This is a genomic window from Burkholderia pyrrocinia, from assembly GCF_022809715.1.
GTDB classification, from domain to species: domain Bacteria; phylum Pseudomonadota; class Gammaproteobacteria; order Burkholderiales; family Burkholderiaceae; genus Burkholderia; species Burkholderia pyrrocinia_C.
On sequence record NZ_CP094460.1, the window covers coordinates 2,305,254 to 2,328,089 of the forward strand.

Genomic DNA, 22,836 nt, shown 5'->3' on the forward strand with positions numbered 1-22,836 from the left:
GGCGCCGGCGCAAGCCCGTTATTGGCCGGAACAGGCCCTAAGCCGGGAACCGCTCGCTGTCGGGCGCCGGCACGAGGTTGTCGGGCCACTGCACCTCGAACCGCGTGCCGCCGGCGCCCGTCGGCACGCAGATCGCCTCGCCGTGGTGCGCATGCGCGATCGCCGCGACGACGGCGAGCCCGAGGCCGGTGCCGCCGGGCTGCGACTCGTCGACGCGCCTGAATGCCTTGAACACGTGCGGCGCGAAATCGGCCGGGATGCCGGGGCCGTCGTCTTCGACACGCAGCCGGCACATCCCGTGTTCGATGCGCGTCTGGATCCGGATCGCGCCGGGCACCGCATGGCGGCGCGCATTCTCCAGCAGTGCCAGCAGCGCCTGGCGGAGGCGGACCGGGTCGCAGCACATGCGCCGCGGGTCGAGATCGAGCACCGGCTGCTGGCCGGCGGCCTGCAGCGCGTGTGCGAACACGTCGACCACGGCGCGCACGTCGGCGGCAAGATCGGTTTCGCGAATCTCGATGCTCAGGTGGCCGCTATCGGCGAGGCTGACCACGCGCAGATCCTCGATCAGCCGCGTCAACCCTTCGACCTGTGCGAGCAGGCTGCGGTAGAGCGCTTCACTCGGCGTGAACACGCCTTCGGCGAGCCCTTGCAGCCGCCCGCGCAGCACGGTGACGGGCGTGCGCAGTTCGTGCGCGATCGCGGCATTCCAGAACGTCTGCTCGTCGGTCACGCGCTGCAGTTCGCTCGCGAGCGCGTTGAAATTGTCGGCGAGCCGCGCGGCTTCGTGCAGCGAGCGGTCGCCGGCGACGGCGCGCGCGCCGAGATCGCCGCGCGCGACGCGGCGGATGCCGTCCGTCACCGAATTCAGCGGCACGAGGATGCGCCGCGACAGGTTGACCGCAACGATGATCGAGATCACGAGACCGACCAGCGCGGTCGAAGTGATCCACACCCACTCCGGCCCGGTCGGGAACCAGCCCGTCTGCTTGAAATCGTCCGGCCAGTAGGTGTACAGAACGTAGTAAAACGCGTAGGCCGTCACGACGACCAGCAGCGTGACGCCGAACGCGATCGCGCCCATCGCCAGCGCGATCTGGCGGCTCAGCCCGTCGAGTTTCAATCTCCGCTCCACAGCTTGTAGCCGACGCCGCGCACGCTCACGGGCACGCCCGCGACACCGAGATCGTCGAGTTTCTTGCGCAGCTTGCTGACGTGGCTGTCGACCGTGCGCTCCAGCGCATCGCCTTCCGGCAGGCAGGTGGCCATCAGCTCGGCGCGGCTGAACACGCGCCGCGGCGCGCGCGCGAGCTGCGCGAGCAGCTTGAATTCGGTGAGCGTCAGCACGAGCGTGTGCCGTGTGCTGCCGACCTCGACCGTCGCTTCGTGGTGTTCGAGATCGATCTCGAACGGCGCGGCGCGCAGCACGCGCTGTTCCTCGTGGCGCGAGCCGGCCATCGAACGGCGCAGCACGGCCTGCGCGCGCGCAACGACTTCGGCGGGATTGAACGGCTTGACCACGTAGTCGTCGGCGCCGATGCGCAGCCCGGTCAGCTTGTCGATGTCCTGGTCGAGCGCGGTCAGCATGATGACGGGCGTGTCGCCGCGATGGCGGATCTCGGCGAGCACCTTCCAGCCGTCGACGTGCGGCATCTGCACGTCGAGCAGCACGAGGTCGGGCTTGAGCGACAGGTGGAGTTCGAGCGCGCGGCGGCCGTCGGTGGCGTGTACGGTGCGCAGGCCGCTGCGCGCGAAATAGGCGATCAGGATCTCGGCGATCTCGGGTTCGTCCTCGGCGATGAGGACGAGCGCCTGGGCGCCCTGGCCGGCGCCGGAAGATGAAGAAATATCGGGCATGGCCACTCGTTCAGATCCATCGGGGTTCCGTCGAGCCGCCATACTACCGCACGGGCTGTTCCATCGAACGTAGACATCGGGCGCCACCGATCCGCATCGTGCGCGCCGTCTTTCACAGACCTTTCAGAATCGGCACGATTCGCATCGCGACAGGGGAATACCCTGTCTTTTTTTTTCAATCTTGTTTTATGTATCATGACCTAACTTTTGCAACATTTACTAATTCAGGGGGCCGGCAAATCCTTATCGATACAAGGAAATACGGCACGCGTACAGGCAGGAATGCGAACTGGATCGCACACCGGAATCGAGGTGGGCGGGCCGGCGGCAGGTGAAGCGGAACGAGGTCGCATCCAGTCGTCAGATCCCGCGCGAGCGATGGCCGCGTGCCGCCGAGGCGGCCGCCGCTCGCGCCATTTGCAGGCGGTAACCAACACATCATGTCCAGGAAGTCATCCACCAGCGGGTCGGCCGACATGCGGCGCAGGCAGTGGCTCAAGGTCGCGGGCGCGTCCGTCGCGGCGGGCGGGCTTGCGCTCGGCACGGTGCGGGCGAAGGCCGATGCGGTGCCTGCCGCCGGCAACGACGGCGACGTGCTCGATGTCGCGATCGTCGGCGCCGGGCTTGCCGGCCTGACGGCCGCGCGCGATCTGCGCTACGCGGGCTGCGAATCCTTCGTCGTGCTCGAGGCGCGCGATCGCGTGGGCGGCCGCACGCTCAATTACGACGTGGGTGGAGGCTATGTGACGGAAGTCGGCGGCCAGTGGATCGGCCCGGGCCAGACGGCTGTTGCGGATCTCGCCCGCGAGCTGGAAGTCGGCACGTTCCCGAGTTATTACGCAGGCAAGACGGTCATTCTCGGCGGCGACGGGCGCGCCGAGATCGACCTGCAGGGCACGTTCGGCACCGACGAGGCCGTCGCGGCGAAGCTCAGCAGGCTGTCGCGCGACGTGCCGTCGGCCACGCCGTGGACGTCGCCGAAGGCCGGCGAACTCGACCGGCTGTCGGTCGGCGACTGGCTCGCGCAGCAGGGCATCAAACCCGAAGACCGGATGGGCTGGAACGCGTCGATCTCGCTGTCGGGCGGCGTCGCGCCGGCGAAGATGGGGCTGCTGCATTTCCTGTCGATGATCAATTCCGCCGATTGCGATTACGCGCAGCTCGACTCGATCAAGCACAGCGCGCAGGAAACCCGTTTCGTCGGCGGCTCGCAGATCCTCAGCACCCGGATGGCGCAGCAACTGGGCGACAAGGTGCGCCTGTCGTCGCCGGTGCGCCGGATCGTCGGCTGGGATCGCGACGTCGTCACGTTGCAGACCGATCGCGGCACGGTGCGCGCGAAACAGGTCGTGATGGCGCTCCACCCGGCGCTGTGCCACCAGGTGCAGTTCGACCCGCCGCTGCCGGAAAAGCGCAGCGCGCTGCAGCGTGCGTGGCCGGCCCATTCGCCGGCGCGCAAGACGGCGATGGTCTACCGCCGCCCGTTCTGGCGCGACAAGGGCTTGAACGGCCACCTTTTCCAGACCGACGGGCCGATCTTCTGGGCTTATGACAATTCGCCGCCGGGCGGCGAAATCGGCGTGATCAACGCGTTCGTCCGGAATGCGCTGGTGCCGTCGGACCCGCAGGCCGCGAAACAGATGCACATGGATCTGTACGCGCAGGCATGGGGCGACGACGCGCGCGCGCCGGTGTCGTACCACGATCGCGACTGGGGGCTCGCCGACCCGTGGACGCTCACGTGCGTATCGGCAATCCCGCCCGGCTTCTGGAGCGCGCACGGCGAAGCGTTGCGCGCGCCGTGCGGCAACCTGATCTGGTCGGGCACCGAGACCGCGAACATCTGGGCCGGCTATATGGACGGCGCCGTTCGCTCCGGTCACCAAAGCGCGCTTCAGGCGCTCAACGCACTGCGTCGCGCATAGGAGAGCGGAGATGAAGAAACGCATGCTGCTTCTCGCGGTGCTCGTGGTGGCGGGCGCGCTGCTGGCCCTCTACGGCCCTGCGCTGCTCGGCTTCTATCGCCTGCAGCACCATATCGATACGACGGCGCAAGCCGACGACGCCGACGGCGGCCCGTGGCCGCGCGTGACCGACGCGTGCATGGGCTGCCACGGCGTGAAGGGCACGTCGCTCAGCCAGGCATATCCGAGCCTCGCCGGCCAGCCGGCCCAATACGTCGCCGCGCAGCTGCGCGCGTTCGCGAGCGGGCAACGGGCGAACCCGACGATGGGCCCGCTCGCGATGACCATGAGCGAAGCGGAGATCGCCCATCTGGCCGGTTACTACGCGAAACAGGCGCCGGCGGACAACCGCTATTTCAAACCGGATGCACGACTGCGCGCGAAGGGCGAGCAACTGGTGACGGGCGGCGCGTGTGCGGCCTGCCACGGCGCGCGGCTGACGGGGCAGGCGCAGTTTCCGCGTCTGGCCGGGCAGGGCTACGACTACCTGCTCGCGCAGCTCGACGCGTTCGCGAACGGCTCGCGCAGCGAGGCCACGGGCACGATGCAGCGCGTCGCGCAGGCGCTGTCGGCGGACGATCGCGCGGCGGTCGCGACCTATCTCGCGAGTGTCGGCCCCGGCAAACAGTGAATCATCGAAAGCAATCGACCTCGGGAGTTCTCACCATGGATCACAGATCACTTGCTCTTTGTCTTGCCAGCGCGACGCTTGCGACGACGACTGGCGTGTACGGCTTCAAGTTCGTCCGCAAGCGCAACTTCCTGCTCGGCTTCGAATGGTGGATCGTCACGATCTCCGCGACCAATGCGCTGATCTTTTTCGCGACGGAATCCCCGGTGTCGTACGCCATTTCGCACTTTCTCGATGCATTCTCGCGGGGGTTCGGGATGCCGGTCATCGCCGTCGCGGGCCTGATGACCGTCACGCACGGCTACCGGCCGTCGGTGTGGCAGGACGTGCTGCTGTTCGTGCTCGCGACCGTCGGAACGATCGCGCTGGTAACGGCCGATTTCCTGAAAGGCCCGCTGCCGTATTTCTACGTGACGATGTGGACGTTGCTCGCGATCTATCTCGCCGGCTTCGTGATGCGGCTGCTGCGCGCCGGGCACGCGTTTCATGCGCTGACGACGCTCGTCGCGCTCGCCGCGTCGCTGGCGATCGCGTGCATCTACGACTTCTACAAGATACCGGGCGACGAGACCAATGTCGTGTTCAACTTCTACGTACTCGCGTTGCTCACGTGGTCGTACTTCACGGTCGTGATCTATTACGCGTATTGCGCGCTGGAGCCGGAGCAGGGGCGAAGCCGTGACGGTGCGGGCGTCTTGTCGTATCCGAAATGAGTAGCTGTACTGAAAAACTGGTTGGGATTCACGAATCGGAATCGGCTGGCCGAGGCGGTGGCGGAGCGTGCCGACGGAAGCGACCCGCCTGACTCGGGCGCAGTGGCGCCGCGTGCGATCTTCGCGGAGAAGAGGCATGCGGCCGCGCGCGCGGACGAAGTCGCGACGAAGTGCCGGCCGCGCTTCGTCGCAAGCTTGTATGAAGGCCGAAAGCCGATTGTCATGACGGGCCGGCAGCCCGTCGCGATGCTCGTTCAATCATGCAGACAAAACAGGGAATACCCCGTCTATTTCTTTATTTTATTTTTGTCATGATGACCTAACATTGTCACCATGTTCTACTGAAAAGGTCGGCAATCGAGGTTGATCGCCGGCTATCGTTGGACGAATCAGGAGATCTACGATGGATGCAGCCAAACGCAGGGCTTTCTTCGAGGATGGTGCGGTTCTCGTCGAAGGCGTGCTCAACGACGAACAACTGGCGCAATGCCGCGCGGTGTTCGACTGGGGGATGGAGAACCCGGGCCCGATGGCGACGACGCTGCTCGACGGCACCGAGTACAAGTCGCACAACGACAACGCGAACCCGTATGCGAAGGCACGGCTCGACGAACTCGTCGGCACGCTGCCGTTCGGGCAGTTGTTCGCCGACCTGTGGGGCTCGAAGCACGTGTGGTACTTCGCGGAGGAGCTGTTCATGAAGGGCGGCGGCAAGAGCGCGCGCTCGCCGTGGCACCAGGACACGTCGTACCTGCCATGGCAGGGGATGCACTTCGGCAACGCATGGATCAGCTTCGAGGCCGTGCCGAAGCGCAATGCGCTGGAGATCGTACGCGGTTCGCATCACGGCGTGCGCCACGACGGCACCACGTTCCAGAATGCCGACGACCCGACCGACCCGCTCCATGGCGGCGACGTGTGGCCGCGCCTGCCGAACATCGAAGCCGAACGCCGCGCGGCGCCGGGTGCGTACGACATCGTCTCGTGGGAAACGAAGCCGGGCGACGTGCTGCTGCTCCATCCGGGCGTGCTGCACGGCGGTGGCGCGGTCGATGCGGATTTCCCCGATCGCCACACGCTGGTGCTGCGCTTCTTCGGCGACGACGCGGTGTTCAGCCCGCTGCCCGATGACAGCCGCTCGGGCTTCACGCCCGCCGGCGTGCTGTTCGTCGAGGAACTCGCCGCGTTGAAGGCAGGCGATCCGTTCCGGGCACCATGTTTCCGTCAACTCGTCTGAGCCAGGAGATTTTCATCATGGCAGCTACCCCCAAGCGGCAATCGATCGTTCCGCCCGCATTCCAGCCGTGGTACGACGCGTACCACTTCTCGCCGGCGACGCGTGTCGGCGACACGATCTGGGTCTCGGGTCAGGTCGGCCTCGACGCGCAGATGCAGCCGGCGGACGGCGTGCAGGCGCAGGCGCGGATCGCGTTCGAGTGCCTGAAGATGATCCTCGAGGAGGCAGGCGCGAGCCTCGCCGACGTCGTCGAATTGACGACATTTCATACGGATCTGCAGCGCGAGACCGAGGGCTTTGCGGCAGTCAAGGACGAGTATTTCCCGAACCGCTATCCGTCCTGGACCGCGGTCGGCGTGACGCAACTGGCGCTGCCGGGCCTGTGCGTGGAGGTCCGCGCGGTAGCGGTGGCCGGTTCCGGCAAGGACTGACGGGCGGCAGCGACGAATTTCAGGACGGGTTCGCGTTCCATATGAATCGCAGTCCTGAAGGAAAGGCACGAGCGAATCGAAGAAGGCAATGCAATCGGCAGTCGGCCGGCCGGACCCCCGGCCGGCCGCGATCAAGGAGCGACGCAATCGTCGGTCGACGATAGCGGTCGGAGTGAACGCGTTTCGCCCACGACGGGCGAACGAAGGCGGAGTGGGAAGGAGAACCGTGATGAAGAAGCATAGTTTCTGGGCCGTGTCCGCGATCGCGGCCGCTGCATGTCTCGCGATCGGCACGGCCGTCGCGGCGGACGACCTGACACCGGCCGGCGCCGATCGAACGGCGAGCAAGGACGGCGCGGTGCCGGCCTATGCCGGTAAGCAATCGCCCGATGCGGGCTGGGAGTGGGGCAAGGTGCGCGCCGATTTCTGGAAGCACCGCAACGAGAAACCGCTCTACTCGATCGATGCCGCGAACGTCGACAAGTATGCGGACAAGCTGTCGCCCGGGCAGGTCGCGCTGATCAAGCAGAAGAAGGGCTACCGGATGGACGTCTACCCGTCCCATCGCGAATGTCAACTGCCGGACGTCGCCGAGCAGAACTCGAAGGCGAACCTCACTGCCGCGAAGCTGGATTCGACCGGCGAGAACCTCGCATCGGCCGCGTTGCCGGGCGTGCCGTTCCCGCAGCCGAAGAGCGGCGTGGAAGCGATCCTGAACTACGAGATGCGCTATCGCGGCGAAGGCGTCGAATGGGCGCAGGTCGCCACGGCCATTTCGCCGCGTCCGGGCGGCAGCGACTGGATCGACGCGGTCGGCCCGCAGACGTTCTACTTTCCGTCCGCCAAGCTCGGCAAGCGCTCGCCGCAGGATGTCGACCAGTTGAGCGCGGCCGTCTACTTCCAGATGAATTCGCCCGCCGCGCTCGCCGGGCAGGCCTTCGTCCAGCGGCAGTACTTCAACAAGGACTCGGAAACCTACTACTACTTCCCGGGCCAGCGGCGCGTGCGACGCATGCCGGCCTATACGCACGACGCACCGTTGATCGGGTTCGAGAACCAGTACCTGATCGACGAGGCGAACATGTTCAACGGCTCGCTCGACCGGTTCAACTGGAAGCTGGTCGGCAAGAAGGAAATGATCGTCCCGTACAACGCGTTCGGCATGTACAAGTTTAAGAGCAAGCTGCACGACGTCGCGACACCCGACGGCCTCGCCGCTGCGAACCGCCGTTACGAGACGCATCGCGTGTGGGCGGTCGAGGCGACGCTGAAGCCGAGCGCGCGGCACGTCGCGTCGAAGAAGGTGTTCTATCTCGACGAAGACAGTTGGCTCGCGCTCGTCGGCGAGGACTACGACGCGCAGGGCAAGTTGTGGAAGGTGCGGGAAAGCTACCCGATTCCGGTATGGGAGCTCGGCGGCACCTGCGACAACGAACCGCTCGCGCAGTACGACATGATCAACGGCCGCTATGTGTTCGATGCGTCGTCGATCGGCCAGGGCAAGGACATTCGCTGGTTCGGTCAGGCCGACGATCCGCGCTTCAAGTCGGATTTCTACACGGCGGAATCGCTGCGCTCGGTCAGCGAACGGTGACGGTCACCGGCTGACGGATACAAGGACCGGCGCGCGCAACGATCGTGCGCCGGCATCGAACAGGGGCGGAGGTGGATCATGGAATCGGCAAGATTAGTAAGGAATGCTACGGTATCGATTGCAATGGCGGGGGCTGCGACGTCGAGCGCCTATGCGTACGATTTCACGATGGGAGGCGGGGCACTGCAGGGCTCGTTGGTGTCGAACCTGACGGCCGGCGCCGGTATTCGCACCAAAAACCCGAGTTGCTCGCTCACCGGCGACCCGAACGCCTTCGGCTGCGGCGCGGGCGCGAACACCAACCAGTGGGGCTACGCGGACAACGGTGACCTGAACTACCGCAAGGGCCAGCCGTTCAGCACCTACATCAGCGCGACCAGCGAGCTGCTGCTGAAGATGCCGAGCGAAGGGCTGAAGTTCATGGTGCGCGGCACGGGCATGTACGACTTCATGGCCAAGAACACGAACCGCACGCCGTTGTCGAGCACCGCGGCCGCGCAGGTGGTGTACAACGCGCAACTGCTCGACCTGTGGGCGCAGAAGGATTTCACGATCGGCGGGCGCAACGCGCACGTGCGGCTCGGCAACCAGGTGATCAACTGGGGCGAGAGCATGTTCGCGCAGAGCGGCATCAACGCAACCAACTCGATCGACGTGCAGAAGCTGCTGATTCCGGGCTCGCAGCTCAAGCAGGCGCTGCTGCCGGCGCCGATGGCGAGCTTCGCTGCCGACCTGTCGCACGGGTTCAGCACCGAGGCGTATTACCAGTTCCAGTGGAACGGCAATCGCTACCCGCCGGTCGGTTCGTACTGGTCGGTGACGAACGGCTTCGGCCGCGGTGCCGAGCCGTTCACGATCAACACGAACAACCTGAACGTGACCGGCCCGAGCGCGGGCACGATCGCCAACGCGATCGGCGGGCCGGGCGCCGCCGGCAACCAGGACACGCTCAACGCGATCAAGAACGGGCTCGTGAACGGCACGTACGCAGGGCCGCCGTTCAACGACATCGGCCTGCCGAGCACGACGAACCTGCCGGCGAAATACCGGCCGCAGTTCGGCGTGAAGTTCAACTACTCGCCGCGCTCGTTCGACGCGAATTTCGCGTTCTACTACCTGAACTACACGGACAAGTCGCCGGTGCTCGCGTCGCTCGCGAACGGGACCGTGCAATGGTCATATCTCGGCCGGCGGCAACTGTTCGGCGTCAGCGCGAACTTCGGGCTCGGCCCGTGGGCGATCGGCACCGAGCTGTCGTACCGGCCGCGCGACGCGGTCGCGCTGTCGAGCTGCTACGGCGCAGGCGGCCCGCTCGACCTGAACACGAACGGCGTGGCGGGCATCAACTGCCAGCAATGGGCCGACAAGAAGAAATTCCAGTACGACATCAACGGGTTGCTTGCGCTGACGCGCAGCGAATACCCGTTCCTGAAGCTGCTCGGCGCCGATTCGGCCGCGCTGACCTGGGAACTGACGTGGATCTACTACCCGGGCCTGAAATCCAGCGGCGTCACGCGCACGATCGACGGCCAGACCGTCACGCAGGTACCTCAGGCCGGCTACCTGCCGTGGCTGAACAACGGGTCGGCGGCCGGCTATCCGATCGGGATGGGCCAGGGCACCTCGAGCTCGGTGGGCGCGACGATCGACTTCAACTGGACCTACGACGGCTCGCTGATCCCCGGCTGGCAGGTCACGCCTGGCGTGACGTTCAGCACCGGCCTGTACGGCTACACGCCGACCTTCACCGCGAATTACATGCAGGGCGCGAAGTCGGTGAACGTCTACGTGCTGTTCAACCAGAACCCGCCGAACTGGCAGGCCGGCATCAACTTCACTTCGTTCTGGGGCGGCCACAACACGGTGGGCCAGCCTTACGCGGACCGCAATTTCGTCGGCTTGTTCGTCACGCGGAATTTCTGACGGCGGCGGGTGGCAAGCGGCAGGTGGCAGGTGGCGTACGCCACCGGAATACATGAAGGGGTAACGTCGTGCTCAATCGTCTGGTCAGTCGCCTGGAAAGGCTTTTCTTCGGTCACCGCGCGATCGTGCTCGCGGCGATCGCGTTGTTCACCGTCGCGATGGCCGTGTTCGCCGTGCAACTGCGCATGGATGCCGGTTTCGAAAAGCAGATGCCGATCGGGCACGAGTACATCCGCACGTTCCAGCAATACCGGAACGACCTGCTCGGCGCGAACCGGATCACGGTGGTCGTGCGCGCGAAGCACGGCTCGATCTGGTCGAAGCAGGGGCTGACGCGGCTGTACGACGTCACGCAGGCCGTCACGTACCTGCCGAACGTCGACCGGATCGGCGTTCGTTCGTTGTGGACGCCGAACGCGTTCGTCAACGAAGTGACCGACGAAGGGTTTCGCGCGGAGCCGATCATTCCGGGCACGGTCACGCCCGACCAGTTGACGTCCGACATCGTGGCGCGCGTGCGCCGCGCGACGACGCTCGGCGGCTACGTCGGCACGCTCGTGTCGCACGGCGAGGAGAGCGCGATGATCACGGCCGAGCTGAACGAGCGGGACAGCGCCGGCAAGGTGCTCGACTACGTGGCGTTCAATCACCTGCTCGAAGACAAGATCCGCAAGCCGTTCGAGGATGCCGGCTACGAGATCCAGATCATCGGTTTCGCGAAGCAGATCGGCGATATCGCCGACGGCGCGACGGCCGTGCTCGGCTTCTGCGCGGTCGCGCTGCTGCTGACCACGCTCGCGGTGTACTGGTACTGCCATTCGGTGCGCTTCACGGTGCTGCTGGTCGCGTGCTCGCTCACGTCGCTCGTGTGGCAGTTCGGCACGTTGAAGCTGCTCGGCTTCGGCCTCGATCCGCTCGCGGTGCTCGTGCCGTTCCTCGTGTTCGCGATCGGCGTGTCGCATGGCGTGCAGCAGGTGAACTTCATCGTCCGCGAGATCGCGCACGGGCAGAGTTCGTTCGATGCGGCGCGCCACAGCTTCAGCGGCCTCTTGATCCCCGGCGTGCTCGCGCTGATCACCGCGTTCGTGTCGTTCATCACGCTGCTGCTGATCCCGATCCCGATGGTGCGCGAGCTGGCGATTACCGCGTCGCTCGGCGTCGCGTACAAGATCGTGACGAACCTGATCCTGCTGCCCGTCGCGGCATCGTGCTTCAACTTCACGAAAACCTATGCGGACAATTCGCTGAAGCGCGCGCAGCAGCGTGCGAAGCCGCTGCGCGTGCTCGCCCGCGTGGCGGAGCCGAAGTACGCGGGCATCACCGTCGCGCTGACGGTGGCGATCTTCGCGCTCGCCGCATGGCAAAGCCGCGATCGCGTGATCGGCACGCTGCAGCCGGGCGCGCCGGAACTGCGTGCGGACGCGCGATTCAACCGCGACGCGACGTCGATTGCCGGCAACTACGACATGGGCCTCGACTGGCTGACGGTGGCGATCGAATCGACCGGCCACGCGTGCGACAACCCGGCGGTCGGCCTGTACGAGGACGACTTTTCGGCCGCGATGAAGACCGAGCCGGGCGTCGTGTCGGTGCAATCGTACTCGGCGATGCTGCGCGCGTACAACCAGGGCTACAACGAGGATTTCCCGAAGATGAACGTTGTGCCGATCGCTGCCGAGAACTACGGCGCGGTGTCGGTCGACGTGTCGCGCTTGAAGGGCTTCATGAGCCGCGACTGCGGGATGACGGCCGTGCATCTGTTCCTGACCGATCACAAGGCGACGACGATCAACCGCATCCTCGACGACGTGAAGCAATACCGCGCGTCGCATCCGTTCCCGGGCATCACGGTGCGGCTGGCCGCGGGCAACGCGGGCGTGCTCGCCGCGACGAACGACGAAGTCGAGAAGAGCGAGCTGCCGATGATGCTCTACGTGTATGCGGCGATCCTGGTGCTCGTGTTCCTCGCCTACCGCGACTGGCGCGCGATGCTCGCGTGCTGCGTGCCGCTGTCGGTCGCGACCTTCATCGGCTACTGGTTCATGAAGGAGTTGCAGATCGGGCTGACGGTTGCGACGTTGCCGGTGATGGTGCTGGCGGTCGGCATCGGTGTCGATTACGCGTTCTACATCTACAACCGGCTGCAGGTGCATCTCGCGGGCGGGCAGGACATCGTGAAGGCCGTGCAGCACGCGATGCTCGAAGTGGGCGTGGCCACGATCTTCACCGCGATCACGCTGGCGATCGGCGTCGCGACGTGGAGCTTCTCGGCGCTCAAGTTCCAGGCCGACATGGGCAAGCTGCTCGCATTCATGTTCATCGTGAATCTGGTGATGGCGATGACCGCGCTGCCCGCGCTCGCGTCGCTGCTCGAACGCTGGTTCCCGCGCCGCAAGCCGGCCCGCGCACCAGGCCTGTTCAGCCACTGAAGTAGACGCACGTCCCGACGGAGATCCAGTCATGGTCAAGACCTTTGCTGTTTGCGGCGCACTTTGCCTCGTGGCGACAGGCTTCGCACGCTTCCATGAAACGGTTGCGCAACAACCCGCGCCGGCCCGCACGTTCGCGACCGACGCGCAACGCGTCGGTGTGCGCCACGTCGCGGTCGACGAACCGGCTATGGCCCCGTCGGCAAACGACGGCGACGCCGGACCTCAGTCGGCGGCCGCGCAGGGTGCCGACAAGCCCGCCGTCGTCGCGCTCGGCGTCGCGCATGCCGGCTGGTCGGTGCTGTTCAGCCACTGATGCCAGCGCATACCACTACGGAGGTTCTTCCATGATCAAGACGCTCGTTGCCTGTACCGCGCTCTGCGCCGCCGCGGCGGCCTTCGCGCAACCGCAGGACGGAACGGTTGCGGCCTGGGCCGCGAAGCCCGCGCATGCCTGGGCCGCGCCGACGCACCGGATGCTGATGGATGCGGCGCGCGCCGGATCGCGGATCGTCGCGGTCGGCGAGCACGGCATCGTGCTGCTGTCCGACGACGACGGCAAGACCTGGCGGCAGGCGCAACGCGTGCCGGTAGCGGCGACGCTGTCGGCCGTGTCGTTCGCGGATGCGAAGCACGGCTGGGCCGTCGGCCAGTGGGGCGGGATTCTCGCGACCGACGACGGCGGCGACACGTGGGTCACGCAGCGGCTCGATACGTCGGTCGACCAACCGCTGTTCTCGGTGCTGTTCACGAACGCGCGGGACGGCATTGCCGTCGGCCTGTGGTCGCTGATGCTGCAGACGCACGACGGCGGCAAGACGTGGGCGCGCACGACGCTGCCGAAGCCACCGGGCGGCGGCAAGGCCGACCGCAATCTCTATCACGTGTTCGCCGACGCTGCGCAGGCGCTTTACATCGTGTCCGAACAGGGGATGGTGCTCAAGTCGGCCGACGGCGGTGCGAACTGGACCTATCTGCCGACCGGCGGCAAGGGCACGTTGTGGTCGGGCGTCGCGATGCCCGATGGCCGAATCGTGGTCGGCGGGTTGCTTGGCAGCCTTTTCGAAAGTCACGACGGCGGCGCGACGTGGGCCGCGCTGAAATCCGGCACGCGCAGCTCGATCACCGATCTCGTCGCGACCGGCGGCGGGCTGGTCGGCGTCGGGCTCGACGGGCTGACGCTCGCGCAGCGCGTCGCAGGCGGCCCGTTCGACGTCGCGCAGCGCGCAGATCGCGCGACGCTCACCGCGACGCTGATCGATGCGCGCGGCAAGCCGATCCTGTTTTCGCAGGACGGCGTGCTGGCTGCGCCGTGAGTTGAATCCACTAAAAAGGCCTGGAAGGATGGAGCACTCAAGATGAATCGCAAGCACAAGCCGGACCCGCAGACCCGGCGACAGGTACTGCGCGTCGCGGCCGTGGGCGCCGCGTCGCTCGCGGCCGGAGAGATGTCGTTCGCGGAAAGCACGGCGTCGGCTTCGGCGGAGCGCGGCGTGTTCGATGTCGTCATCATCGGCGCCGGGCTCGCCGGGTTGACCGCCGCGCGCGACCTGAAGCGTGCCGGTTGCGAATCGTTCGTCGTTGTCGAGGCGCGGGATCGCGTCGGCGGCCGGACTTTCAACCACGACCTCGGGCACGGCGTCGTGTCCGAAGCCGGCGGCCAGTGGATCGGCCCCGGGCAAACGGCGATCGCCGATCTCGCGCGCGAACTCGGCGTCAATACGTTCCCGACCTGGTACGCGGGCAAGACGGTCGTGCTGGCCGGCGACGCGCGCGTCGCGCAGGATCTTCACGGCGGCTCGGGCGGCGACGACGCGATCGGCACGAAGCTCGGCGCGCTCGCGCGCGGCGTGCCGTCCCGCGAGCCCTGGACCGCACGGCATGCGGCGGAACTCGACAAGCTGACCTACGGCGACTGGCTGCTCAAGCAGGGCGTGACCTACGAGGACGGATACTTCCTCGGCGTCGCGGCCAAGCTGTCGCTCGGCGGTGCACCGGCGCAGCTCGGGTTGCTGCATTACCTGTCGATGATCAACAGTGCCGACTGCGATTACGCGAAACTCGAATCGATCAAGGGCGGCGCGCAGGAAACGCGCTTCGTCGGCGGCTCACAGGTATTGAGCGTCAGGATGGCGAACGAACTAGGCGCGAAGGTGCAGCTGTCCTGCCCGGTGCGCAAGATCTCGGGATGGGATCGCGAGGTGGTCGACGTGCGGACCGATCGCGGCACGATCCGCGCGCGGCGCGTGATCGTCGCGCTCAATCCGGCGCTGTGCAACCAGATCGTGTTCGATCCGCCGCTGCCGGACGGCCGCGCGCAGTTGCACCGGAACTGGCCGGCCAACGCGCCGATGCGCAAGACCGTGCATGTGTACGAGCGTCCGTTCTGGCGCGACGACGGCTACAACGGGCAGATCTTCGAGGTCGGCGGCCCGGTCTTCATGGCGTACGACAACTCGCCGCCGGACGGTTCGGTCGGCGTGCTCGCCGCATTCGTCGCGCCGGGCGCGCTGCCGACGGACCCGAAGGGCGCCGAGCGGACGCTGTCGGCGATCTTTGCTCGCGCGCTCGGCGACAAGGCGCTGCATCCGACGCAGTTTCACGACTACGACTGGGGCCGCGTCGATCCATGGACGCTGCAGTGCATTCATCCGCTGCCGCCCGGCTTCTGGACGAGGTGGGGCAAGTTCCTGCGTCCGGAGGTCGGCCGGCTGATCTGGTCGGGCACCGAGACGGCCGACCTCTGGCCAGGCGCGATGGACGGTGCGGTGCGCTCCGGGCATCGCGCGGCGCTGCAGGCGCTCGGCAAACTGGCCGGCCGCGGCAGGGAGGCCTGAATGAAACGAACACTGACGATCGGCGCCGCGCTTGCGGTAGCCGGTGTGGTGGCGGCAGGCGTGCTGTTCGGGCCCGACCTCGTCGACGGCATGCGTTACCAGAAGGCGATGGCCGCGATCGGCGGCGCGGACAAAACCAATGGCGGCGCGTGGCCGCAGCCGCAGGAGACGTGCTTCTTCTGCCACGGCGTGCACGGCCAGTCGCAGAACGCGTGGTATCCGTCGCTGTCCGGGCAGCCGGCCACGTATCTCGCCGCACAACTGCGAGCGTTCGCGAGCGACCGGCGCGGCAACGCGTATATGGGGCCGCTCGCGCGCGAACTCGACGACGCGAAGATCGACGCGCTGGCGACCTATTTCGCACGGCAGGCGTCGGCGCGTAACGAGACGGTGCCGGCCGACGCCGCGCTCGACAAGCGCGGGATGGCGCTGGTGGAGGCCAGAAGCTGCCGGGCATGCCACGGCGCGGCGCTGACGGGCAGGGACCAGGCACCGCGTCTCGCGGGCCAGGGGCAGCTTTACCTGGAGGCGCAGCTCGCGGCGTTCCGATCGGGCCAGCGCCACGATCCGGGCGGCGTGATGAATGGCGTCGCCGCGACACTGTCGGGCGACGACACGCGCGCAGTTGCGCACTATCTGGCCGGCCTGTCGCCGGGCAGTGCCGACGGTGCGGCCCGATGATGCCGGCCGCGCGACAGGACCGGGAATACCCTGCCTTTTTCTTTGCCGTTTACTTTGTCATAGTGACCTAAGATTGGTAATGTGTTCTATAAAAGAAACACCCCCCGGATGTGAAGCGGCAGTACCCGGCGTTCGGCCGAATCGATTTTGAACAACGTACGTTTCAGGAGACAACCATGGCTAAGCACCCCGTCGTCGTTTATGGCGCAAGCGGTTACACCGGCATGTTGATCATGGACTGGCTGATCGACCAGAACATCCCGTTCACCGCGGTCGCGCGCAACGCGGGCCGCACGAAGGAAATGATGGCGCAGCGCGTCGTGCGCCTCGAATCGGCGAACTTCGAGATCATCGAAGCGGATCACAGCGTCGATTCGCTCGTCAACGCATTCCGTGGCGCAAAGGTCGTATGCAACACGGTCGGACCGTTCTTCAATTTCGGTTTGGTGTCTGTCGAAGCAGCGCTCAAGGCGGGTTGTCATTACCTCGACACCACGGGCGAACAGCACTATATCCGCCAGGTCCGCGAACAGTTCGGCGAACTGTATCGGCAGGCAGGGCTGCTGCTGTCCCCTTCGGTTGCGTACATGTACTCGTTCGCGGAAATTGCCGCGGAGCTGGCACTCGAGACGCCGGGCATCGATGCGCTGGAAACCGCAACGCTTACGCGCGGCCCGCGGGGCGCAGGCGCCGGCGTAAGTGTCGGTTCGACGGCAACCATCTTCGAAGGGTATCGACAGGAAGCCTGCTATCTGTGGGAAAAGCAGCTGGTGCCGCACGAACAGCACGCTTCGTTCAGCATCGTCTCCCCGGATTTCATTCAGCCGGTGTTCTCGCTGCCGTGGGGCGGCACGTCCCTGCCGGTGTACTTCGAGCATGACGCGCGTGTGCGCAGCTGTATCTCGTCCGTCGGTTTCTACGATAACAACGCGATGCAGATGGTGCATGCGCTCGGCCAGAAATGGGATGCGGAGTACAAGCACTTGCCGCGCGAACAGCAGGACGCAGTGCTGAAGCAGATCGTGGATTCGACGACGCCGTCGATGCCACCGCGCGAGCGTACGTCGCTTCATCGCACGGTCGACTTCGCGATCGGTCGTGGCCACCTTAACGCAGTCCGCGCGACGTTGCATGGCATCACGCCGTACATCGCAACCGGTGCATTGCATGCAGCGGGCGCCATCAAGCTCCTGGACGGCGATACCGCGAAGGTCGGCTTCGCATCGGGTTCGAAGGCGTTCGGCCATCGCTACCTGCTCGGCTTCCTCGAGCAGCGCGGGCTCGCGCGCGCCACGGTCACGCAACTGTGACGGCCGCCGCATTACCGGTACAGACTCAACGGAACCTGTGAAATGGCCATTATCGATTTCTACGACCGCGGGTGGCGCATCAATCCCGACGGCATTGCCTATATCCAGGGCGACCGCAGCTATACGTTCCAGGAGATCGGCGAGCTGTCGTGCCGCATCGCCAACGGACTTCTTGCCGCCGGCTTCGCGAAGGAGACGAAGGCGGCTGTGTGGGCGGACAACGACGTGATCGGCTGGAGCTGCGCGCTCGGGATGTGGCGGGCCGGGCTCGCGTACATTCCGGTGAACGGGCGCAATGCGCCTGCGGAGAACCAGTACGTGCTCGATGCGTTCGACTGCGAAGTGCTGTTCTTCCACCAGGCGTTCGCGTCCGCGATCGACGCGCTGCGGCCGAGCCTGCCGAAGATCCGGCTGTGGGTGTGCCTCGACGCCGACCTGTCGTGGGCGCCGTCGCTGGCCACTTGGAGCGGGCGCCAGCCGGCGACGCTGCCGGCCGTCGAATACGCGATGGACGACGTCGTCGCGTTGTCGGCCACCGGTGGCACAACCGGTGCGCCGAAGGGCGTGATGAACACGCACCGCTCGCTGCAGACGTATTTCGCGCAATTCATGATTGCGATGACGTACGGCGCCGAGCTGCCGGTGAATCTCGCCGCGGCGCCGATGACGCACACGGCGGGCATGTTGTCGCTGCCATGCACCGCGCGTGGCGGCACGGTGGTCGTGCTGCCGAAGCCCGACCCCGCGCTGCTGCTCGGCGCGATCGTGAAGCACCGCGTGACCGAGTTCTTCCTGCCGCCGACCGTCATCTACCGGCTGCTCGACATCCCGGGCATCGACAACGTCGATTTTTCGTCGTTGCGCTACTTCCTGTATGGCGCGGCGCCGATGTCGGTCGAGAAGCTCAAGCGCGCGATCGATGTATTCGGGCCGGTGATGACGGGCGGCTACGGGCAGACCGAAGCCCCCGCGTCGATCTCGTACCTGACGCCGGCCGAGCACTTCGTCGACGGCCGGCTCGCACCGGACGAGCGGCTGTCGTCGGTTGGCCGCCCGAATCCGCTGGTGCGCGTCGAGATCGTCGACGATCGCGGCGACGTGCTGAAGCAGGGCGAGACCGGCGAGATCTGCGTGCGCGGCGATCTCGTGATGAAGGGGTACTACAACGCGCGGGACAAGACGGCCGAGACGATCGTCGACGGCTGGCTGCACACCGGCGACATCGGTCATCTCGATACGGAAGGCTATCTGCACATCACCGACCGCAAGAAGGACATGATCATCAGCGGCGGCTTCAACGTCTATCCGAGCGAGGTCGAGCAGGTGATCTGGGCACATCCGGCGGTGCAGGACTGCGCGGTGATCGGCGTGCCCGACGACAAGTGGGGCGAGGCCGTGAAGGCCGTCGTCGAACTCAATGCCGGCCAGCACGTGAGCGCGGACGAGCTCGTCGCGCTGTGCAAGGAGAAACTCGGCTCGGTGAAGGCGCCGAAGAGCGTGGACTTCGTCGTCGCGCTGCCGCGCAGCACGGCCGGCAAGGTGCTGAAGAAGGACCTGCGCGAACAGTACTGGCAGGGCCAGCAGCGCAGGATATGAGCCCATTTAATATGGATTCCAGACGATGAGCAACATCTACATCGCCGGCATTTCGATGACCGTGTTCGGCCGGCACCTCGACCGTAGCCTCGACGACCTGGCGCGCGAGGCGCTGCAGCGTGCGTTGCGCGACGCGGGCTGCCATGCCGATGCGATTCGCGCTGCGTTCTACGCCGGCATCACCAACGGCCCGCTGCAGGGGCAGTTGTCGATTCCTGGTCAGGTCGTGTTCAGCAAGATCGGCCTCGAAGGCATTCCGGTGTTCAACGTCGAGAATGCATGCGCGTCCGGCAGTACGGCCGTGCACCTGGCCGTGCGACAGCTTCAGTCGGGCGCGTGCGACGTCGCGCTCGCGCTCGGCGCGGAAAAGATGAACGTCGCGGACAAGGCGAAATCCTTCGCGCTGTTCGAGGCGGGCTGGGACGTGTCGCGCATCGACGAAAACTTCGCGATGCTCGCGCAGCTCGGCGAAGGGATCGAGTCGCCGCCCGGCTCCGAATCCGACCGCCCGTATAGCCGCTTCATGAAGATCTACGCGGCGCTGTGCCGGCATCACATGCGCACGTACGGCACGACGCAGCGGCAGATCGCCGCCGTGTCATCGAAGAACCACGGGCATTCGGTGCACAACCCGTATTCGCAGTTCCGCCAGCCGTTCACGATCGACGAGGTGCTCGCGGCGGCGCCGATCACGTACCCGATCACGCTGCCGATGTGCGCACCGCTGTCGGACGGCGCGGCGGCCGCGATCCTCTGCACCGACGAAGGGCTGGAGCGCATCGGCGCCGATCGCAGCCGCTGCATCCGGATCGCCGCGAGCGTGCTGCGCAGCTTCACGCGTCGGCGCATCGACGAGCCGCACAAGCACATCGGCCGGCTTGCCGCGCTGCAGGCCTACGAGCAGGCCGGCGTGGGGCCGGAGGACATGGACGTCGCCGAAGTGCACGACGCGTCTGCGATGGGCGAAATCATCCAGGCCGAGAACCTCGGCTTCGTGCCGTTCGGCGAAGGCGGCCCGGCTGCCGAGCGGGGCGAATTCACGCTCGGCGGGCGGATCCCGATCAACACGTCGGGCGGCCTCGAATCGAAGGGCCATCCGCTCGGCGCGACCGGCATCGGGCAGCTGTACGAGCTGGTCACGCAGTTGCGCGGCGAGGCGGGCGGGCGCCAGGTGCAGGGCGCGCGCCATGCGATCCAGGAAAACGGCGGCGGATTGCAGGGCGTCGAGGAAGCAGCGCTGGCGATTCACATTCTCAGCAGGGACTGACGGAGGCGGACATGAGCGACGCACATGGCGCGATGGCGCTCGGGCGGGCAGGGCAGGCGGCGCGGCGCGCGCCGGACGGCGTCGGCGCGGCGGCGTCGATGCAGGCAGTGGGCGCGGACGCGGCCGGGCCGCTGGCGCGCTGGGGCGAGGAAATCCGGGCCGACGCCGCGTTGCAGAAGTATCGTCCCGTCGGCGGATGGATCGAGGCGCCGGATGATGCGCAGCCGCAGCTCGAAGGCGACGTCCGCGCGGACGTGATCGTCGTCGGCGCCGGTTTTGCCGGCCTGTCCACCGCACTGGAACTGGCCGCGCGCGGCGCGAGCGTCGTCGTGCTCGAACGCGAGTTCGCGGGCTTCGGCGCGAGCGGGCGCAACGCCGGTTATCTCGCCGGTGGCCAGGGGCTCGAATACGAGCTGTTTCTCAAGCGCGTCGGGCGCGAACAGGCAAAGCAGATCGTCGGCTTTTACGACGAAGGCGTGGCCTACGTCGAGCGCAAGCTCACCGAATATGCGATCGACTGCGACTACCGTGCGTCGGGCATCATCCGCGCGGGCGTGCATCCGTCGCAGGAGAAGCGTTTGCGCGAGAGCATGGAAACCGGCATCGAACTCGGCTCGCCCGCGCAGTTTCTCGACGGCGCGGCGATGCGCGCGCGCGGGATTCCGCCGGCCTTCCTGTTCGGCGCGTATGTGCCGGGCGGCGGCACGCTCGATCCCGGCAAGTACGTGACGGGGTTGCGGCGCGCCGCGCTCGCGGCCGGCGTGAAGCTCTACGAGAACACCGCGCTGCTCGATTTCGACGAAGGCGAGACGGTGCGCGTGCGCACGGCACGCGGCAGCGCGAGTGCGCCGGTGCTGGTGCTCGCCACCAACGCCTACACGCCGCAGCTCGGCCTGCTCGGCGACAAGGTGATGCCGTTGCGCGTGTCGGCGCTCGAAACCGAGCCGCTGTCCGATGCGCAACTCGCGGCGCTCGGCTGGCCGCGTCGCGAGGGCATCGTCACGTCGCACCTGACGATGGAGAGCCATCGCCTCACCGCCCGCAACACGCTGCTGCTGACGACCAAGCGGCTGCATTACGTCTACGGTTCGCAGACGCCGAACGTGCCGGACGACGACGCGTATCGCGCGCTCGTGAAGGCGCTGCACGCGCGCTTTCCGCAACTGGGCAACGTGCCGGTGCGCGCGTGCTGGAGCGGCTATATCTCGTTCGCCGGCGACGCGTTGCCGGTGGTCGGCGCGGCCGGCAAGCACGGGAACGTGTTTTATACGGCCGGATGCTCGGGGCATGGCGTGGGCACGCAGTCGCTGATCGGGCGCGTGCTGGCCGAGCGGATCCAGGGCGAGCAATCGCCGCTGCTCGAGGCGCTGACGCACAAGACGCCATCGGTGCCGCCGGAGCCGCTGCGATGGTGCGCGATGAATGCGATGCTCGGCGTCGCGAACCTGCTCGACGAGCGCGTGAACCGCAAGGCGCGGAAGATGTAGCGGCGCAAGCGATCGTCACGACGCTGAAACGTGCATCCGGCCGGACTGCCCCGCCGACGGGCGGCTCGATGGAAAATGAGGCTCGCATCGGGTATAGTCGTTGGCGCTCCGTAAGGTACGGAGCGTCAATTCGACGAAGCCGAAACGCCACCTTCACGACGAACACGATGACAGTGCCCAACGAGCAGCGCAGCGGCAAAAAGCGGCGCACTTCGACTGCCACCACCGCAGCGGCAAGCAACCCGGACGGTTTGCGGGCGCAAGGCCTGCGCACCCGCAACACGATTATTCGTGTCGCGCGGAAGCTGCTGCTGGAAGGCGGCCCGCTGGAATTCTCGCAGCGCGCGGTTGCCGCGGCGGCAGGCATCAGCGTCAGTAATCTGCAGTACTACTTCCCGACCCGGATCGCCGTATTGCGGGCCGTCATCGAGCCGGTCATCGATACGTACCTGGACGACATGAAGCGCGCGCTCAGCAGCGACGCGTCGCCGCGCGACGTGTTCGAGGAGATCGTGGAGCGCTCGATCCGAGATGCGAAGGATGCCAAGTACAACGCACTGTTCCGGCACTTCCTGTCGTTCGCGGCGACCGATCCCGAGTGCTTCAAGCTTTACGACGAATGGTATGCGACGCTGACGCGTGATCTCGCGCAACTGCTGCGCACCGTCAATCCCGCATTCAGCGCGGCCGACAGCCGGCATGCGGCGACGATGCTCATCGCGCTGGCGGACGGCCTCGCGATGCAGTACGGCACCGGGCGGCACACGCAGGCGCTCGACGCGTATTTCGCGGCGACGTCTCGCGCGCTCGCCTATGGCACGTTAGCGGTGCCCGCCGGCAAATAGCGGCCGGACCTCACAGCCGCCACGCAGGAGCAGA

Annotated in this window: 20 protein-coding genes; 18 read left to right on the forward strand and 2 right to left on the reverse strand. The window is 66.6% G+C overall.

What is annotated here, in order from left to right; all coding sequences use genetic code 11:
• Nucleotides 1–37: 37 nt before the first annotated feature.
• Together MRS60_RS27220 and MRS60_RS27225 are read right to left on the reverse strand one after the other, a co-directional pair.
• Nucleotides 38–1,123 (reverse strand): ATP-binding protein, encoded by a 1,086-nt coding sequence (locus MRS60_RS27220; RefSeq protein ID WP_243565929.1) that lies wholly within the window; start codon nucleotides 1,121–1,123, stop codon nucleotides 38–40.
• Complete coding sequence (locus tag MRS60_RS27225) at nucleotides 1,120–1,857, reverse strand: response regulator (protein WP_217588415.1); 738 nt, start codon at nucleotides 1,855–1,857, stop codon at nucleotides 1,120–1,122. Before MRS60_RS27225 ends, MRS60_RS27220 begins: the two co-directional genes overlap by 4 nt.
• A 440-nt stretch (nucleotides 1,858–2,297) precedes the next feature.
• Between MRS60_RS27225 and MRS60_RS27230 the strand changes: the two genes are divergently transcribed.
• From MRS60_RS27230 to MRS60_RS27315, 18 genes are all read left to right on the forward strand, one after another.
• Nucleotides 2,298–3,782 (forward strand): flavin monoamine oxidase family protein, encoded by a 1,485-nt coding sequence (locus MRS60_RS27230; RefSeq protein WP_243565930.1) that lies wholly within the window; start codon nucleotides 2,298–2,300, stop codon nucleotides 3,780–3,782.
• A 10-nt stretch (nucleotides 3,783–3,792) separates the two neighbouring features.
• Nucleotides 3,793–4,452, forward strand: coding sequence for a c-type cytochrome (locus MRS60_RS27235; RefSeq protein ID WP_243565931.1), 660 nt, complete (start codon nucleotides 3,793–3,795; stop codon nucleotides 4,450–4,452).
• A gap of 35 nt (nucleotides 4,453–4,487) precedes the next feature.
• Nucleotides 4,488–5,165, forward strand: coding sequence for a hypothetical protein (locus MRS60_RS27240; protein WP_131948201.1), 678 nt, complete (start codon nucleotides 4,488–4,490; stop codon nucleotides 5,163–5,165).
• A gap of 21 nt (nucleotides 5,166–5,186) precedes the next feature.
• On the forward strand, nucleotides 5,187–5,480 hold the full coding sequence (locus MRS60_RS27245; RefSeq protein ID WP_131948200.1) for a hypothetical protein: 294 nt from the start codon (nucleotides 5,187–5,189) through the stop codon (nucleotides 5,478–5,480).
• An 88-nt stretch (nucleotides 5,481–5,568) separates the two neighbouring features.
• A complete protein-coding gene (locus MRS60_RS27250) occupies nucleotides 5,569–6,402 on the forward strand; it encodes a phytanoyl-CoA dioxygenase family protein (protein ID WP_243565932.1) in 834 nt (277 codons plus the stop codon).
• A gap of 17 nt (nucleotides 6,403–6,419) precedes the next feature.
• Entirely contained in the window at nucleotides 6,420–6,833 is a 414-nt protein-coding gene (locus MRS60_RS27255) for a RidA family protein (protein WP_047901979.1), read from the forward strand.
• Between the two features lie 229 nt (nucleotides 6,834–7,062).
• The gene (locus MRS60_RS27260; RefSeq protein WP_243565933.1) at nucleotides 7,063–8,427 is read left to right on the forward strand and encodes a DUF1329 domain-containing protein; all 1,365 of its coding nucleotides are present in this window, start codon (nucleotides 7,063–7,065) and stop codon (nucleotides 8,425–8,427) included.
• A gap of 78 nt (nucleotides 8,428–8,505) precedes the next feature.
• Nucleotides 8,506–10,350 carry a DUF1302 domain-containing protein gene (locus tag MRS60_RS27265; RefSeq protein ID WP_243565934.1) on the forward strand — a complete coding sequence of 615 codons (1,845 nt, stop codon included), beginning with the start codon at nucleotides 8,506–8,508 and terminating at the stop codon, nucleotides 10,348–10,350.
• A gap of 68 nt (nucleotides 10,351–10,418) precedes the next feature.
• Complete coding sequence (locus tag MRS60_RS27270; protein ID WP_217588461.1) at nucleotides 10,419–12,779, forward strand: efflux RND transporter permease subunit; 2,361 nt, start codon at nucleotides 10,419–10,421, stop codon at nucleotides 12,777–12,779.
• Between the two features lie 31 nt (nucleotides 12,780–12,810).
• Nucleotides 12,811–13,095, forward strand: coding sequence for a hypothetical protein (locus tag MRS60_RS27275; RefSeq protein ID WP_131948195.1), 285 nt, complete (start codon nucleotides 12,811–12,813; stop codon nucleotides 13,093–13,095).
• 31 nt (nucleotides 13,096–13,126) lie between these two features.
• On the forward strand, nucleotides 13,127–14,095 hold the full coding sequence (locus MRS60_RS27280) for a WD40/YVTN/BNR-like repeat-containing protein (protein ID WP_243565935.1): 969 nt from the start codon (nucleotides 13,127–13,129) through the stop codon (nucleotides 14,093–14,095).
• A 42-nt stretch (nucleotides 14,096–14,137) separates the two neighbouring features.
• Nucleotides 14,138–15,616, forward strand: coding sequence for a flavin monoamine oxidase family protein (locus MRS60_RS27285; RefSeq protein WP_131948193.1), 1,479 nt, complete (start codon nucleotides 14,138–14,140; stop codon nucleotides 15,614–15,616).
• Nucleotides 15,617–16,297, forward strand: a complete 681-nt coding sequence (locus MRS60_RS27290; RefSeq protein ID WP_131948192.1) for a c-type cytochrome — start codon at nucleotides 15,617–15,619, stop codon at nucleotides 16,295–16,297. It abuts the gene before it with no gap.
• Between the two features lie 176 nt (nucleotides 16,298–16,473).
• On the forward strand, nucleotides 16,474–17,607 hold the full coding sequence (locus MRS60_RS27295; protein ID WP_131948191.1) for a saccharopine dehydrogenase family protein: 1,134 nt from the start codon (nucleotides 16,474–16,476) through the stop codon (nucleotides 17,605–17,607).
• A 42-nt stretch (nucleotides 17,608–17,649) separates the two neighbouring features.
• Nucleotides 17,650–19,203, forward strand: a complete 1,554-nt coding sequence (locus MRS60_RS27300) for an AMP-binding protein (protein WP_243565936.1) — start codon at nucleotides 17,650–17,652, stop codon at nucleotides 19,201–19,203.
• A 25-nt stretch (nucleotides 19,204–19,228) separates the two neighbouring features.
• Complete coding sequence (locus MRS60_RS27305) at nucleotides 19,229–20,470, forward strand: thiolase family protein (protein WP_243565937.1); 1,242 nt, start codon at nucleotides 19,229–19,231, stop codon at nucleotides 20,468–20,470.
• Nucleotides 20,471–20,481: 11 nt separating this feature from the next.
• Nucleotides 20,482–21,957, forward strand: a complete 1,476-nt coding sequence (locus MRS60_RS27310; RefSeq protein ID WP_243565938.1) for an NAD(P)/FAD-dependent oxidoreductase — start codon at nucleotides 20,482–20,484, stop codon at nucleotides 21,955–21,957.
• A gap of 167 nt (nucleotides 21,958–22,124) precedes the next feature.
• On the forward strand, nucleotides 22,125–22,802 hold the full coding sequence (locus MRS60_RS27315; RefSeq protein ID WP_217588968.1) for a TetR/AcrR family transcriptional regulator: 678 nt from the start codon (nucleotides 22,125–22,127) through the stop codon (nucleotides 22,800–22,802).
• Nucleotides 22,803–22,836 lie beyond the last annotated feature (34 nt).